Origin of the sequence: Streptomyces sp. NPDC005483 (assembly GCF_040606035.1) — a bacterium.
In the GTDB taxonomy this organism is placed as follows: Bacteria; Actinomycetota; Actinomycetes; order Streptomycetales; family Streptomycetaceae; genus Streptomyces.
Genome location: NZ_JBEXEA010000017.1, coordinates 152249 through 167685, shown reverse-complemented (window position 1 = coordinate 167685; position 15437 = coordinate 152249). Strand labels below are relative to the sequence as shown.

The 15437-nt window shown below is 70.5% G+C and carries 12 protein-coding genes; 8 read left to right on the top strand and 4 right to left on the bottom strand.

What is annotated here, in order from left to right; genetic code table 11:
• Positions 1–14 precede the first annotated feature (14 nt).
• Together ABZT06_RS30270 and ABZT06_RS30265 are read right to left on the bottom strand one after the other, a co-directional pair.
• Positions 15–2285, bottom strand: coding sequence for a hypothetical protein (locus tag ABZT06_RS30270; protein ID WP_355747794.1), 2271 nt, complete (start codon positions 2283–2285; stop codon positions 15–17).
• A 93-nt stretch (positions 2286–2378) separates the two neighbouring features.
• A complete protein-coding gene (locus ABZT06_RS30265; RefSeq protein WP_355747791.1) occupies positions 2379–3035 on the bottom strand; it encodes a hypothetical protein in 657 nt (218 codons plus the stop codon).
• Between the two features lie 303 nt (positions 3036–3338).
• Here ABZT06_RS30265 and hemL point away from each other — a divergent pair, with 303 nt between their 5' ends.
• From hemL to ABZT06_RS30225, 8 genes are all read left to right on the top strand, one after another.
• Positions 3339–4658 (top strand): glutamate-1-semialdehyde 2,1-aminomutase, encoded by a 1320-nt coding sequence (hemL, locus tag ABZT06_RS30260; RefSeq protein WP_355747788.1) that lies wholly within the window; start codon positions 3339–3341, stop codon positions 4656–4658.
• Complete coding sequence (locus tag ABZT06_RS30255; RefSeq protein WP_355747785.1) at positions 4655–5344, top strand: histidine phosphatase family protein; 690 nt, start codon at positions 4655–4657, stop codon at positions 5342–5344. Before hemL ends, ABZT06_RS30255 begins: the two co-directional genes overlap by 4 nt.
• Positions 5345–5520: 176 nt before the next feature.
• Positions 5521–6819 (top strand): hypothetical protein, encoded by a 1299-nt coding sequence (locus ABZT06_RS30250; protein ID WP_355747782.1) that lies wholly within the window; start codon positions 5521–5523, stop codon positions 6817–6819.
• A gap of 66 nt (positions 6820–6885) precedes the next feature.
• Entirely contained in the window at positions 6886–7494 is a 609-nt protein-coding gene (locus ABZT06_RS30245; RefSeq protein WP_355747779.1) for a TlpA disulfide reductase family protein, read from the top strand.
• A 1-nt stretch (position 7495) separates the two neighbouring features.
• On the top strand, positions 7496–8269 hold the full coding sequence (locus ABZT06_RS30240; RefSeq protein WP_355747776.1) for a cytochrome c biogenesis protein CcdA: 774 nt from the start codon (positions 7496–7498) through the stop codon (positions 8267–8269).
• Between the two features lie 3 nt (positions 8270–8272).
• The gene (locus ABZT06_RS30235; RefSeq protein ID WP_355747773.1) at positions 8273–10003 is read left to right on the top strand and encodes a cytochrome c biogenesis protein ResB; all 1731 of its coding nucleotides are present in this window, start codon (positions 8273–8275) and stop codon (positions 10001–10003) included.
• A 186-nt stretch (positions 10004–10189) separates the two neighbouring features.
• Positions 10190–11284, top strand: coding sequence for a c-type cytochrome biogenesis protein CcsB (ccsB, locus tag ABZT06_RS30230; RefSeq protein WP_355747770.1), 1095 nt, complete (start codon positions 10190–10192; stop codon positions 11282–11284).
• 25 nt (positions 11285–11309) lie between these two features.
• Positions 11310–11708 carry a hypothetical protein gene (locus tag ABZT06_RS30225; RefSeq protein WP_355747767.1) on the top strand — a complete coding sequence of 133 codons (399 nt, stop codon included), beginning with the start codon at positions 11310–11312 and terminating at the stop codon, positions 11706–11708.
• A gap of 16 nt (positions 11709–11724) precedes the next feature.
• Here the strand turns inward: ABZT06_RS30225 and ABZT06_RS30220 are convergent, their stop codons facing one another.
• Together ABZT06_RS30220 and ABZT06_RS30215 are read right to left on the bottom strand one after the other, a co-directional pair.
• The gene (locus ABZT06_RS30220; protein ID WP_355747764.1) at positions 11725–13287 is read right to left on the bottom strand and encodes a hypothetical protein; all 1563 of its coding nucleotides are present in this window, start codon (positions 13285–13287) and stop codon (positions 11725–11727) included.
• A complete protein-coding gene (locus tag ABZT06_RS30215; RefSeq protein WP_355747995.1) occupies positions 13287–15380 on the bottom strand; it encodes a hypothetical protein in 2094 nt (697 codons plus the stop codon). Before ABZT06_RS30215 ends, ABZT06_RS30220 begins: the two co-directional genes overlap by 1 nt.
• Positions 15381–15437: the final 57 nt, after the last annotated feature.

Below are 15437 nucleotides of genomic sequence, written 5' to 3'. Positions count from 1 at the left end.
GAGCGCGGAGGTCGCTACGAGCTCGAGGGATCGGCAGTCAATGTCCGTAGGACCTTCCGGGCCTCGGCGCGGAAGCGTTCGTCGTCGAGGATGATCCGGTCCTGGAGGCCGGAGCCCACGATGCGCCGGTCGCCGTCCGCGAGATCGCGGATCTGGTCGAGCTGAGCGTCGGTGAAGGCGGTCGGGCCGAGCGCGACGCAGGCTTTCAGCACGACCGAGGCGGAGCGCGCGTACGAGCCCGGCCGGGCCGCTGCCAGGACACGGTCGGCCGGCGCGGTCCGGGCCGGCCCGGCGGGTGTGCCGGCCTCGGGACGAACACTGGTCAGGGCGAGTACGAGGGCAGGGGCGAGTTCCGGATCGTCGAGCAGCGACAGGAAGTCGGGGACGAGCGGCTCAGCCGCGGGACCGAGCAGGCAAGCGACTTCGGCGGCGCGTTTCACCGTCTCCTGGCCCCATGGTCGGGAGGCCCAGGCGAGGCCCTCCTGAATCACCGGGAGCACTGCCTGCTCATCCCCGGTCAGTTCCCAGACCAGCGCCGCGGCCCCGAGCGCCGCCCTGATCATCGGCACGGTCTCGCGCGACTGCGGCGGTTCCGCCAGCAGGGTGTGCAGCAGCGGAAGCAAGGGACGAGCGGCCTCCCCGAGCGCGGCGGCCACGGTGACGGTGTGGTCCAAGCTGTTGCCGCGCTTCGCCAGCGACTCGGAGAGTACGGAGATCAGGGGGCCGGCGTCGCCCGTCAGGGAATGGAGTGCGCTCGCCGCAGCCTGACGCGTGGCCGGTGGTCCCTGTCGGGCTTGGGCTCGTAGCGCCTCGATCACGTGGGCGTCGGCCTGGGGATCGGCCACGCCGGCCAGGGCGCGGCTGACCGGGAGCGGATGACGGGGCAGCGCGGCGAGCAGCTCCGGCAGGGCGGCTCTGGCCGGCCTGCCCCAAGCGGCCAGCAGCCCGCACAGGTGGACCGGTTCGTTGGTCGTGGCCAGCCCGCCGCCGAAGACCGATCCACGCTCGCGGGACGGTTCGGCGGCGAGCCGGACGCGTATCGCGTGGAGCAGTTCAGGATCGTGGGGCAGGGGAGTCGGGGCCGGGTCGTCGCCGACCGTGTCGCCACGACTCGGCGTCCGGGTCTCACCGGTCGCGAGGAGGTGCGCGGTCTGCAGCGCACGCGGCCGGTCGGCCAGATGGCGGGCGAGGAGCCCGGCCGCCTCCGGGGCTCCCAGGTACACCAGCGCGTCGAGGGCCGCGTCGGCCGATTCGTCATCACTTTCCGCGAGGGCAAGCAGGGCCGGGACCGCTTCCGGGGCAGGCTGACACCAGGTTCGCAGCAGGGGGATCACGTCGGCCGCGGTGGCCGGATCGTCGAGCAGCGGGAGCAACGCGGGCAGCAGCCGTGCCGGGGCGGTCCGTGAGCTCAGGGCGAGGGACGCGGCGGCCCATCGCGCCTCGGTGGTGGCGGCGTGCGCGTGCTCGCTCCCCTGAAGCCGCAGGGCCGCGGCCTGTCCGAGCGCGGAGCCGACCACGTCGATGGCGGTGTCGACCTCGCCGCGTGTGTGCAGGGCTTGGGTGAGCGCCTGCAGCGGTTCCCGCTCCCACAGGGCGCCGAACCCATGCCGCTCCAACGGGACCAACGCCGTGACGCACGCGGTCGTCTCCATGGTCCACGGCAGGCCGTGGTCGGCGGTGACCAGCAGCGCCGCGACCTGAACCGGCGCCGGCTCGTCTCCGGCGAGGGCGGCGGAGCACAGCTCCTCGGCCGCGTCAGGATCCAGGAGCGCACAGGACGTCAGCACATCCGCGCGGACTGCCGGATCGCTCTCCGCCGCCCAGCGGGCTCTCAGCGCCGCGAGCGCGTCGGGGCCGGCCGCTGACCGGCACTGGGCCACCGCCCACGCCGTGGTCCGCCGCACCTCGCGATCGTCGTCCGCGAGCAGCGGCAGGAGCTGTCCCAGCTGTGCCGCAACGGCCTCGCGGGCCGCGCCGGGCACCGGCAGACCGTGCTCGTCGACGCTCCCGGCGATCACACCGAGCATGCCCATCAAGGCGCTTCGACGCACGCCTGCGGCAACCAGTCCCGCCAGGAACGGCACCGCGGCGGCTGTCGCCGTATAGACCGTGCCCTGGTGGACGATGCTGCTCCACAGCTCCTCCTCCGCCTCCGCGGCGGTCGTCTCCACCGGGGACGCGAGATCCCGCAGCAGGGCGGGCACGTCCTCCGCGGAGCCGTAGGCATGGTGGAGCAGTGACCAGTCCAGCTGGTCGAGGTCGGCGAGTAGGAGGCGGAGATCCATGGCGCGGATCATGTCACCCGGCACTGACAACGATCGGCCCACATGACGAGGGCGGGGTCCAAAACCCCCGCCCCGTACACATGAAGTCCCAGGTCAGGGCCAGACCAGGCAGTACGGCTGATGCCCCGCCTCATGCAACCGGTGGCTGAAGTCCTGCCACTCGTGCAGCAGTTGGTACACGTTGAACGCGTCCCGTGGGCCGCCCCGGTCCGGGACCGTCGACCAGATGAACGCCGCCGCGCCGACCGCTTCCTCGCCTATGCCGCGCAGGGGGTCCACGACCGTCATGGGGAGTTTGACCACCGCGTAGTCGGGGTGCAGGACGACCAGTTCGAGCGGGGGGACCTTGTGCAGGGGGACGCCCTCGATACCGGTGAGGACCATCGCCGCCATGGTCTCCGGCTTGATCTTGGTGAACATGCCGTTCATGCCGAGCTCGTCACCGCCGAGTTCCTCGGGGCGCATCGAGATCGGGACACGGGCCGCGGTCGCGCCGTCGGGCGCGCCGAAGTACTTGTACGTCACCCCCACCCGACCACCATTCCTGCTTCCCGCCCTCAACGGATCGATCCGACGTTCGATACGTCGCTCGTCGCGTTCCGACTCACCGGTCGCGCCGGAGACGCCGGACACACCATGCCCCTGACGCGTCTCGTTGGCTTCCTCCGCCTCGCGTCGGTGCTTCCCCCGCCGGGCACGTCGAGGACCCAGGTCATCAGTCCCCTCGCCCAGTCCGCCACCGCGATGCATATCTCCACCCGACTGCTTTTCTAGGACGCGCAGGCCCCGCCGCGCAACCCGATCATCGTGTCAGTGACCTCCCCCACGGCCGCGCGCCGAAACGTGCGTTGAAACACCTGTCCGCAGGATCTTCGCAGCCCCTGAACAAACGGCTCCGTGCCATCGTCTCCGTGAGCTGTGTGTATCTGCATCCAGTTTCGCAGATCGTCGGACGCGGGGGGCTTTCGAGGGCTGGCCTACCCTGAGGTGGTCACCGGCAACGGAGTCAGAGAAAGCCGAACAAACCGGAGAAGGTCGGAGTAGTCGCAGGATATGAGTGAATTGCCCTATTCATACGAGGCGCCTGTCTCGCAGGCCCTGTTCGACCGCGCGTCCGCCGTCACGCCCGGCGGCGTGAACTCCCCGGTCCGCGCCTTCCGTGCCGTCGGCGGGACCCCCCGCTTCATGGTGTCCGGCACCGGGCCCTATCTGACGGACGCCGACGGGCGCGAGTACGTCGACCTCGTCTGCTCCTGGGGCCCCATGATCCTCGGGCACTCGCACCCCGAGGTCATCGCGGCCGTCCAGGAGGCGGTGTCCAAGGGCACCTCCTTCGGCACCCCCGGCGAGGGCGAGGTCGTGCTCGCCGAGGAGATCGTCGCCCGGGTCGAGCCCGTCGACCAGGTGCGGCTCGTCTCCAGCGGGACCGAGGCCACCATGTCCGCGATCCGGCTCGCCCGCGGCTTCACCCGGCGCACCAAGGTCATCAAGTTCGCCGGGTGTTACCACGGTCACGTCGACTCGCTGCTCGCCGCGGCGGGCAGTGGTGTGGCCACGTTCGCGCTGCCCGACACCCCGGGCGTCACCGGTGCCCAGGCCGGCGACACGATCGTGCTGCCGTACAACGATCTCGAAGCCGTCCACGAGGCCTTCCACCGCCACCCCGGCGAGATCGCCTGTGTGATCACCGAGGCCTCGCCCGGCAACATGGGCGTCGTGCCGCCCCTGCCCGGGTTCAACCAGGGACTGAAGGACGCCTGCGCGCAGAACGGCGCCCTGTACATCTCCGACGAGGTCATGACCGGGTTCCGGACCAGCCGCAGTGGCTGGTACGGCATCGACGGGGTCAAGCCCGACCTCATGACCTTCGGGAAGGTCATGGGTGGCGGGTTCCCGGCCGCCGCCTTCGGGGGCCGCGCCGACGTCATGGCGCACCTCGCTCCCGCCGGACCCGTCTACCAGGCCGGCACCCTCTCCGGTAACCCCGTCGCCACCGCCGCCGGCCTCGCCCAGCTGCGGCTGCTCGACGACGCGGCCTACGTCAAGGTCGACGCCGTCTCCGAGCAGATCCAGTCGCTGGTCTCCGAGGCGCTCGGCAAGGAAGGCGTCGCGCACACCGTGCAGAACGCCTCCAACATGTTCTCGGTGTTCTTCACCGACCGGCCGGTGCGCAGTTACGAGGACGCCAAGGCGCAGGAGTCCTTCCGGTTCACCGCGTTCTTCCACTCCCTTCTGGAGAACGGTGTCTACCTGCCGCCGTCCTCCTTCGAGTCGTGGTTCGTCTCCACGGCCCACGACGAGCAGGCGGTTCAGCGCATCGCCGACGCCCTTCCGGCGGCGGCCCGAGCGGCGGCGGAGGCCACGGCAGCATGAGCACCCCGACCAACAGCGACATCACCGTCGTCCACCTCATGCGGCACGGCGAGGTCGCCAACCCCGACGGCGTCCTCTACGGCCGTCTCGCGGGCTACCACCTCTCCGAGCTCGGGCGCCAGATGGCCGACCGAGTCGCCGAGCACCTGGCCGCACGGGACGTCACCTACGTCTGCGCCTCCCCGCTGGAGCGGGCGCAGGAGACGGCCACGCCGATCGCCAAGGCGCACGGCCTCGACATCGCGACCGACGAGCGGCTCATCGAGGCGGAGAACGTCTTCCAGGGCAAGACCTTCGGTGTCGGCGACGGGGCGCTGAAGAACCCGGACAACTGGAAGCACCTCGTCAACCCCTTCAAGCCGTCCTGGGGAGAGCCGTACGTCGACCAGGTCGTCCGGATGAAGGGCGCGCTGGACGCTGCGCGGGACCGGGCGCGCGGGCACGAGGCGGTGCTGGTCAGCCATCAGCTGCCGATCTGGATCGTGCGGTCCTACGTCGAGAAGCGGCGGCTGTGGCACGATCCGCGCAAGCGGCAGTGCACGCTCGCGTCTCTGACGTCCTTCACGTATCAGGGCGACCGGATCGTGTCCGTGGGGTACAGCGAGCCGGCGATCGATCTGGTGCCGGTGCATCTCCGGGCCGGGGCCAAGCCGGTGAAGGGTGGGTCCAAGGGGTTCGGGGCGTAGCCGCTCCGCTGTAGGCCCGTGGGGAACTGGCGGCCCGTTGTGGCTGGTCGCGCAGTTCCCCGTGCCCCTGAAGGGGCGCCCTTCTGTTACCGAATCCGGAAATCGCGCCGGAACCTTCCCCGTCTTCGTCTCCTCTGAATGGGTGACCACCAGAGAACGTGACGAATCGGGGAAGCATGCACTCTCTCACCCGAAGGGGAGCAATAGGCCTGGGCGCGGGCGCCGCGGCCGCCGTAGGGCTTTCGGGGTGTGGAACCCTCACCGGATCGGACGGGGACGGGGCGGACGGGGTGACCCACGGCGCCGGGTCCTCGCCCAGCAAGAAGCCGGTCACCGTCCGCCCCATCGGTGACGGCTCCACATCCTTCACCGGCAAGCAGCCCCACCAGCCCGGCAAGCCCGTGCCGCTGGAACCGGGTGAGACTCCGCCGCAGTTCGTGATCTTCTCCTGGGACGGCGCCGGCGAGGTCGGCAACGGCCTCTTCCCGCGCTTCCTCGACCTCGCCAGGCAGCACGAGGCGCACATGACCTTCTTCCTCTCCGGGCTGTACCTGCTGCCCGAGTCGAAGAAGCGGCTCTACGACCCCCCGAACAACCCCCGTGGCGCCTCCGACATCGGCTACCTCACCGACGAGCACGTCAAGGCGACCCTGACGAACGTCCGCCGCGCCTGGCTCGAAGGGCACGAGATCGGCACGCACTTCAACGGCCACTTCTGCTCCGGCTACGGCACTGTCGGCAACTGGACACCGGCACAGTGGCGCTCGGAGATCCAGCAGGCGAAAGCCTTCGTCAAGGAGTGGCGCACCAACACCGGCTGGACCGACCTGCCCGCGCTGCCCTTCGACTACGACAAGGAACTCGTCGGCGGCCGCACCCCCTGCCTCCTCGGCCAGGACAACCTGCTGCCCACCGCCCGCGAGCTCGGCTGGCGCTACGACGCCTCCTCGCCCGGCGGCCGCCAGGTCTGGCCCGAGAAGAAGAACGGCATCTGGGACCTGCCGCTCCAGGCGGTACCGTTCCCCGGCCGCAGCTTCGAGGTCCTGTCCATGGACTACAACATGCTCGCCAACCAGTCGGTCAACTCGACCAACGCGCCCGCCCACAACCACCCGGCCTGGCGCGAGCAGTCCGCCGGGGCCTACATCTCCGGCTTCCAGCGGGCCTACGAGACCAACCGCGCCCCCTTCTTCGTCGGCAACCACTTCGAGCACTGGAACGGCGGCATCTACATGGACGCCGTCGAGCAGGCCCTCAAGCACATCGCGCGGGAGAAGGAGAAGGGCGGGGACGTCCGCATGGTCTCCTTCCGGCAGTTCGTCGACTGGATGGACGTACAGAAGCCGGAGGTGCTCGCGCAGCTGCGGACGCTCGACGTCGGACAGCAGCCCGCCGGTGGCTGGAAGACCTTCCTCAGGGGTTCCTCGAGGCCCTCCGGCACCCCCTCCTCGACAGCCTCCTCGAACGCTGCCTGAAATGCGGGTTTCCGCCCGCAAGGGGGGTGCGCAAGATCCCCGGAACGGGCATGCGAAACTTTTCACATGAGTGCCGCCAGTCGTAGCCGCTCCCGAGTCCGTACCACCCTGCTCACCGCGGGTGCCGCAGCCGCAGCGCTGACCCTTTCCGCCTGCAGCTCGGGCGGCACCTCGGGTGGAGGCGGCGACACCAACTTCATCATGGGCGCGGACGGCATCTCGACCGCCAAGCAGGGCGACCGGGGCACCGCCCCCGACCTGTCCGGCAAGACCGTCGACGGGGGACAGCTCGACGTCGCCGACTACAAGGGCAAGATCGTCGTCCTGAACATATGGGGCTCCTGGTGCGCCCCCTGCCGGGCCGAGGCACCCAACCTGGAAGCGGTCCACAAGGACCTCAAGGGCAAGGACGTGCAGTTCGTCGGCGTCAACACCCGCGACACCAGCATCCAGAACGCCCGCGCCTTCGAGAAGGACATGGGCATCACCTTCCCCAGCCTGTACGACCCGACGGGCAAGCTGATGCTCCGCTTCAGCAAGGGCACCCTCAACCCGCAGGCCGTGCCCTCCACGCTCATCATCGACCGGGACGGGAAGATCGCCGCCCGCTCGCTGGCCGCGCTCAGCGAGAGCAAGCTGCGCAAGATGATCAACCCGGTCCTCGCGGAGAAGTGACGTGAGCGCAGTCGTCACGCTCGCCGCCGACACCGGCTACAACGGCACCGTCCTCAACGGCGCGCTGCTCCTCGCCCTGCCCCTCGCGGTCCTCGGCGGCCTCGTCTCCTTCTTCTCGCCGTGCGTCCTGCCGCTGGTCCCCGGTTATCTGTCGTACGTCACCGGAGTCACCGGCACCGACCTGGCCGAGGCCCGACGCGGACGCATAGTCGCCGGAGCCTCCCTGTTCGTGCTCGGCTTCACCGTGGTGTTCGTCTCCAGCGGGGCGCTGTTCGGCTACTTCGGCCAGACGCTCCAGGAGAACCAGGGCGTGCTGTCCAAGGTGCTGGGCGTGCTCATGATCCTCATGGGCTTCTTCTTCATGGGCCTGATGCCCTGGATGACCCAGCGGGAGTTCCGCTTCCACAACAAGCCCGCCATGGGCCTGGTCGGCGCCCCGCTGCTCGGCGCGCTGTTCGGCATCGGCTGGACCCCCTGCATCGGCCCGACCCTCGCCTCCGTGCTGACCCTCTCCGCGCAGCAGGGCAGCGCCGGCCGCGGTGCCATACTGACCGTCGCCTACTGTCTCGGCCTCGGTGTGCCCTTCGTGCTCGCCGCGGTCGCCTTCCGCAAGGCGCTCGGCGCCTTCGGCTGGGTCAAGCGCCACTACGTCTGGGTCATGCGCATCGGCGGCACCATGATGATCGTGACCGGACTGCTGTTGCTGACCGGCCTGTGGGACCGCCTCGTGCAGGACCTCCAGTCCTGGTCCGCCGGTTTCTCTGTGGGGATCTGATCCATGAGCAAGACCACACCCGACACCCCCGCGACCTCGGACGCGCCCGACGCTCCCGTCGGCGACCAGGACCTCGGGGCCGCCGGCTCCCAGCTCTCCACCGCGCCCAAGGAGAGCCTGAGCATGCCCGCCCTGGGCGTGATCGGCTGGGCCCGCTGGTTCTGGCGGCAGCTGACCTCCATGCGGGTCGCCCTGCTGCTGCTCCTGCTCGTGGCGCTCGGCGCGATCCCCGGCTCGCTGATCCCGCAGACCGGGACCGACGCCACGAAGGTCGCCGACTTCGTCAAGAACAACCCCACCCTCGGGGACGTCTACGGCAAGCTCGGCCTCTTCCACGTCTACAGCTCGGTGTGGTTCTCCGCGGTCTACATCCTGCTGTTCGTCTCCCTCATCGGCTGCATCGTGCCCCGCACCTGGCAGTTCGTCGGGCAGCTGCGCGGCAGGCCGCCGGGCGCCCCGAAGCGCCTGACCCGGCTGCCCGCCTACACCACCTGGCGCACCGAGGCCGAGCCCGAGCAGGTCCGCGAGGCCGCGCTCGCCCTGCTGAAGAAGAAGCGGTTCCGCGCCCACCTCGCCGGGGACAACGTCGCCGGTGAGAAGGGCTATCTGCGCGAGATCGGCAACCTCGCCTTCCACATCGCGCTGATCGTGATGCTGACCGCCTTCGCCTGGGGCCAGCTGTTCAAGTCCGAGGGCAACAAGCTGGTCGTCGAGGGCGACGGCTTCTCCAACACCCTCATCTCCTACGACGACTTCAAGTCCGGCAACCTCTTCAGCACCGACGACCTGGTGCCGTTCAGCTTCACCCTCGACAAGTTCACCGGCACCTACGAGACGAGCGGCCCCAACAAGGGCACCCCGCGTCTCTACCAGGCCGCCATCAACTACAGCGAGGGCGCCTACGGCAAGGATCACAAGACCCTCGTCAAGGTCAACGAGCCGCTCGAGATCGGCGACGCCAAGGTCTACCTCACGGCCCACGGCTACGCCCCCCTCATCACGGTCCGGGACGGCAAGGGCAACGTCGTCTTCCACGACGCGGTCGCGATGCTGCCGCTCGACTCCAACGTCACCTCCACCGGTGTGATCAAGGTCCTCGACGGCTACCGGAACGCCCAGGGCGTCAGCGAGCAGCTGGGCATCTCGGCGTTCTTCCTGCCGACCTACACCAAGGGCAGCGAGACGGCCTCCACCTTCCCCGCGCTGAACAACCCGGTGCTCAACCTCACGCCGTACCACGGTGACCTCGGCGTGAACTCGGGCATCCCGCAGAGCGTGTACCAGCTCGACAAGTCGCATGTGAAGGACTTCAAGGACGCCAAGGGCCAGGAGCTCAGGGACAACCTGAAGCCCGGCCAGACCATGCAGCTCCCGAACGGCGCCGGGTCGATCACCTACGAGAGCACCAGGCAGTGGGCGAACTTCCAGGTCGTCCAGCAGCCCGCCAGCGGCTGGGCCCTCGCCGGCGCCCTCACCGCGATCTTCGGCCTCGCCGCGTCCCTGTTCATCCAGCGCCGCCGCGTGTGGGTGCGGGCGGTGACGGGCGCCGACGGGGTGACGGTCGTGGAGATGGCGGGCCTGGGCCGCAGCGAGTCGGCGAAGGTGCCCGAGGAGCTGGGCGAGCTGGCGGGGGTCCTCTACGACCAGGCTTCCGGAGCGCCCGAGGGCACGGAGGCGGAGCCGGACGGTGTGTCCGACTCCGGCGCCGCATCTACGGAAGGGGCTGAGAATTGAGTCCTCTCCCGCGCGGAACTAGGGAGATTCCTGGCTCTCGCCGCCCAGCGGACCAGCGGCCCTCCGGGTCTTCCACGATCAACGCCAGCCGGGTTGAAACCAGCCCGGTAACACGACCCCAAGCTTCCCGCAGCCCTCACCGCCCGACAGCAAGTCGCCGGGACATTCACCCGAAGGAGTGTTGAGGTGACTTACGCCGCCGCAACCGAGTTGGCCACCGCCACCAACGAGCACCTCGCCAACATCAGCAACACGCTGATCTACTCCGCGATGGCCGTCTACACCCTGGCCTTCTTCGCGTACATCGCCGAATGGCTCCTCGGCAGCCGCAGCAAGGTCGGCCGGACCGCCGCCGCGCTCACCGCCGACACCAAGGCCAAGGCGCCGGCCGTCACCGTGAACCAGGGCGGCAGCACCGCCGTACTGGAGCGGCCGCAGGTCGTGGTGCGGTCGGCGGCGGGGTCGCGTGACGTGCCCGACGGGCCCGGGGCGCACGGCGGGGACGAGCAGGGCGACCTCTACGGGCGTATCGCCATCTCCCTCACGGTGCTCGCCTTCCTCGTCGAGCTCGCCGGGGTCGTCGCCCGCGCGGCCTCGGTGGAGCGGGCCCCCTGGGGCAACATGTACGAGTTCAACATCACCTTCTCCACGGTGGCCGTCGCCGTGTACCTGGGGCTGCTGGCCCTGAAGAAGAACGTGCGCTGGCTCGGGCTGTTCCTGGTCACCACGGTCCTCCTCGATCTCGGCCTCGCCGTCACCGTCTTGTACACCGCCAGCGACCAGTTGGTTCCCGCCCTCCACTCGTACTGGCTGTACATCCACGTCTCCACCGCGATCTTCTGCGGCGCGGTGTTCTACGTCGGCGCGGTCGCCACGATCCTGTACCTCTTCAAGGACAGCTACGAGAACAAGATCGCGTCCGGCGGCACCCCCGGCAGGTTCGCGAACTCCGTCCTGGACCGGCTGCCGGCCTCCGCGAGCCTCGACAAGTTCGCCTACCGCGTCAACGCGGCCGTCTTCCCGCTGTGGACGTTCACGATCATCGCGGGCGCGATCTGGGCGGGCGACGCGTGGGGCCGTTACTGGGGCTGGGACCCCAAGGAGACCTGGTCGTTCATCACCTGGGTCGCCTACGCCTGCTACCTGCACGCCCGTGCCACGGCGGGCTGGAAGGGCCGCAAGGCCGCCTACCTGGCGATGATCGCCTTCGGCTGCTGGCTGTTCAACTACTACGGCGTCAACATCTTCGTCTCCGGAAAACACTCGTACGCGGGCGTCTGAGCCCTCGACGGGCCACCCTGGAGTCATGACCGGTTTCGTCGGACAGGGCAGCAGCCAGACGCACGGCGGCACCCGCATCCTGCACTTCCTGGTGCGGCTGCCGGCGCCCATGGAGACGGTCTGGCCGGAGGTGGCCACCGCGGAGGGGCTCGCGGCCTGGTGGACCGGGGCGGCGGTGCTCGAACCCCGGCTCGGCGGCGCGGTCGTGCTGCCGGGCCTCGGGGAGGGGCAGGTCACCGCGTGGGACGTGGACCGGGTCGCCGAGTACACACTGGAGCGGGGCGGCCGGGTCCGGTTCCATCTGGAGCGGGACGGCGACGACGGGGCGGTGCTGCGCTTCACGCACGAGTACGAGGGTGAGGGCGAGACCGAGCCCGCGTGGCGGGCCCGGCTGGAACGTCTCGTGGAGACCCTGGACGCCTAGCAGCGCGCCAGCCCGCCTAGGACGGCGGCAGGCACTCCTTCGCCGGTGGCTTCCCCTCCGGCCAGGCGATCCGTACGAAGCGGGCGGTGCCCTGGGAGGTCAGTTCCACGATCGGTACGGCCTTGTCGTACGGGTTGCCGTGGTTGTCGAGGCAGATCCAGCCGCTCGCGCCGTCGACCCGCTGCTGGGTGCCCTTGATGAGCCGCCACTCGTTGCGGACCTCTTCGAGGGTGGGGATGTCCTTGCTGCCCTTGGCGAACCGGATGCCCTGGTACGTCAGCCGCATCGCGTCGTAGGCGATGATCAGCTGGCCGTCCTCCAGGTCGACGTCGCCGATCGGGCCCACCTTGTCGCCCTGGCCTTCCAGCACCAGATCCTGGAGGACCTTCGCGTCGGCGGCCGAACCCCCGGTCGCGGGCGGGGACTTCAGCCACGCGTCCGGATGGGCGAGGGCGGTGTAGCGGACGGTGAGGTTGCGGTTCAGGGCGTCCCGGTCCAGGTCCTTGTCGCCGGTGAGGTAGGACGCCTCGTCGCCGGTGAGCAGGGTGAACTTCCGCTTCTGGCAGCCGCGTTCACCGAGTGCGTTGATGAACTGGCGCAGCTGGGTGTGGCGTCCGGCGAACAGGATGGTGTCGGTGCCGGTGTCCGTGTCGCAGACCAGGTGGGTGATCTGCTCGAAGTCGTTGGCGGTGGAGCCCTCCAGGCTGCGGTCGCCGGGCGGGTTGAACGACCAGGGGGCGTACGGCGATCCCTTGAGCAGTTTCTCGAAGGAGCGCTGGAGGGTCAGTGAGTAGGGGTCGCCGTCGTCCTTGTCGTCCGCCTTCTGGTCGTAGACCAGGACCGCCTTGTCGGCCGCGACCTGGGCGAAGGAGGTGAGCGCGCGGGCCTCGTCGGTGTTGGTGGGGGCGACCCGGGCGAGCCCGGGGAAGGGGTCCTTGCCGCTCTGGCCGTTGGCGAGGTTGTCGGCGGTGATGGAGGTGCCGATCACCGCGATGCCGCGGGCGGTGAGCTTGCTGACGGCCCGTTTGTTGTTGGCGGTGCTCAGCCCGATCCCCGCCACCGCCCGCAGCCGGTCCTTGCCGCCGGTCATGCTCTCCAGCTGGTCGACGGTGTGTTCCCAATGGGCGCCGGTGGCACCGGGGTTGGCGAGCACCAGCCGGATCGCGGGGACGGTCCCGTTGGACCGGTGGTTGGCCTGGTACTGCGCGAGATATGCGCCCTGGAGCTCGTGCAGCACGTCACCGAGGTTGTCGGCGTCGGTCGCGGTGAAGGGCTCGAACAGGGCCACGGTGACGTACGGGCCCTTGATGGACCGGTTCTCGCGGTCGATCGCCCGGACGACCGGCCGCAGCGGGGCCCTGCCCCAGTCGTAGCCGGTCGCCGAGACGCCCACGCACTCGTCGCCGCCGTCCGCTTCGACGACCCCGGCCGCGCAGGAGTGGTCGTCGTGGGCGAGGGTGCGCACGCCGAGGACCAGGCCCGCCGTCACCGCCACGGCGAGCACGATCGCGACGTACCGGCGCAGCGGAATCTCCCACACGCCCTCCCGCAGCCACGTCCCGAAGCCTCTGCCGGCCATCACGCCTCCCCCTCGCTGTCGTCCTCGTCGTCCGGGATGCGCAGCGACCGCCCCGCGAGCGCGTCCTCGGGCCAGTCCCGGGAGGCCCGCCACAGCAGCGCGTTGCCGGCCGGGCGCAGGTTGGACAGCTGCTCCAGCTCGAAGCGCAGCCGGTCGCAGACCCTCGGGTCCGGCAGCGCGAGCGGGTCGGTCAGCTGCCACACGGCGTGCAGCAGCCGTCGTATCCGCAGATGCAGGACGGGGTCCGCTTCGTCCACGTCGTCCGGCACCCGCTGTACGGCGTCCGTGTGGCCCAGCGCGATCGCCGCGCGCCGGTCGTCGCGGGCGGCGAAGTCGTGGCCCTCGGCGTCGTGCGCGTGGAAGTAGGGTGCCGAGGCGACGAAGCGAAGGGTGCGCAGCCAGGTGCGGGTGTCCAGGGCGGTGAAGGTGTCGCGCAGGTGGGCCACGGCCGACTCGGTGGTGCCGAGGGCGAGTTCGTGGTGCAGCCGGTAGCGGGCGCGGGCTTCGTCCGGACCGGTCGGGGCGTAGTACGCGATCAGCGTCTCGTGGGCCTCGCGCCAGCGCCCGTGGTCGGCGGAGCGGTGGTGCAGCCGGAGCAGCAGCAGGGTCCGCACGAAGGGGTCGCCGACGAACCGGCCCGGCACCTCCGGCAGCCCCTCCTGGATGAGCCGGGTCTGCAGGGCCCGTACGTCGGCCGGCCCGAAGTCGTCCGGCAGAAGGGCCTCGGCGAGCGCGGTGGCGGAGTCGTGGTCGTGGGCGGCGGCCAGCACGGTGAGCTCCTCGAGCCGGTCCGCGGGCACGAGCCGGTCCAGGAGTTCGACGTAGGCGGGCCTGCCGTCGCGGTCCTCGTGCAGCCGTACGTCCGAGGTGAGCAGGTCGCCGAGGGAGGCGGTGCCGTTCTGTGCGGCGGACTCGGTGAGCAGCGTGATGCCGAGCGGATTGCCGCCGGTCAACCGGTGCACTGCGTGCGGGAGTTGGGGTGGCACCTGGTGCTCGTCGACGATGTGCAGGGTGTCGTCGGCGGTCAGCGGCGGCAGGGAGACCAGCAGGGCGCGGGAGGAGGGGGACGCGGGGTCGGGTGTCCAGTCGGTGCGCCGGGCGACCTCGGGGAGGGTGTGCCGTACGGCGTTGCGCAGGGCGGGGCGGCCGGCGCCGCGCAGTGCGGTGATGAAGACGACATGGTCGGCGATGCCCTCGGAGCGGTCCCGCAGGACGGGGTCGGTGAGGCCGGGGCCGGGCGCGGACTGGGCGTTGTCGACGAGGACGAGGGGGCGGCCCAGGCGCTGCATACGGGGCAGTACGCCGGTGTAGGCGTCGGTGAGGTCGGCGAGCAACGCCCGGACGAGATACCGCTCGGCGTGTTCGCGGGAGGTGCCGCCGGCCCGGAAGTGACCGGACAGCAGCATGAGTCCGCGCCGTGCGTTGCGGCTCGCGTTGGGGTAGTCCCGCCACCAGGTGGCGGCACGCTGCTGACGGCGGTGGACGAAGCTGTCGGAGATGGACTCCAGCGTCGCCTCGATGGCGGAGGACAGCAGTGGCCCGGTGCCGGTCGCGGCGGCGGCGACATTCGCGGCGACCCGCCCGGCCCAGCGCCCGGCGAACCCGGCGATCCACGACCCGCTCTCGTTGAGCAGCAGGATCCGCTCGACCTCGCGCCGGATCCGCTCGGAGTCGGCGTCCCGCCACCCTCCGGCGGCGACCGCGACCAGGCCCGACATCAGCCGCGGGAAGGTGATCCGCCCCGCGCCGGTCACCGGCTCCGCGAGCTGCTCGGCGATCACCAGCAGGGCTTGCGAGACCGGCGACCAGGCCTCGGCGTCCCGGCCCGCGGGCGGCGCCGCGAACTCGGCGGCCTCGCAGTCGATCAGGGCGACCGGGGTGTGCCCCTGGTAGGCCTCCCGCAACTCGCCGAGCAGGGCGCTCTTGCCCGTGCCGCGCGCGCCGGTGAGCACGACGAAGGGGAGTTCCTGCGGATGTTCCACCGCGATGGCCCGGTGCTGGTGCGGCCGCAGTCCCACGAGCCGGGGCGCGAGCCCCGGCGGTTCCGTGTCGAACAGCGCCCCGCGCCCGTGCAGCTGTCTGTGCACCCGCATTCCCCCCATGCGCGCTGTGTATCAATTACAGGGTACGGAGGGGGAGTTGGTTCGGAC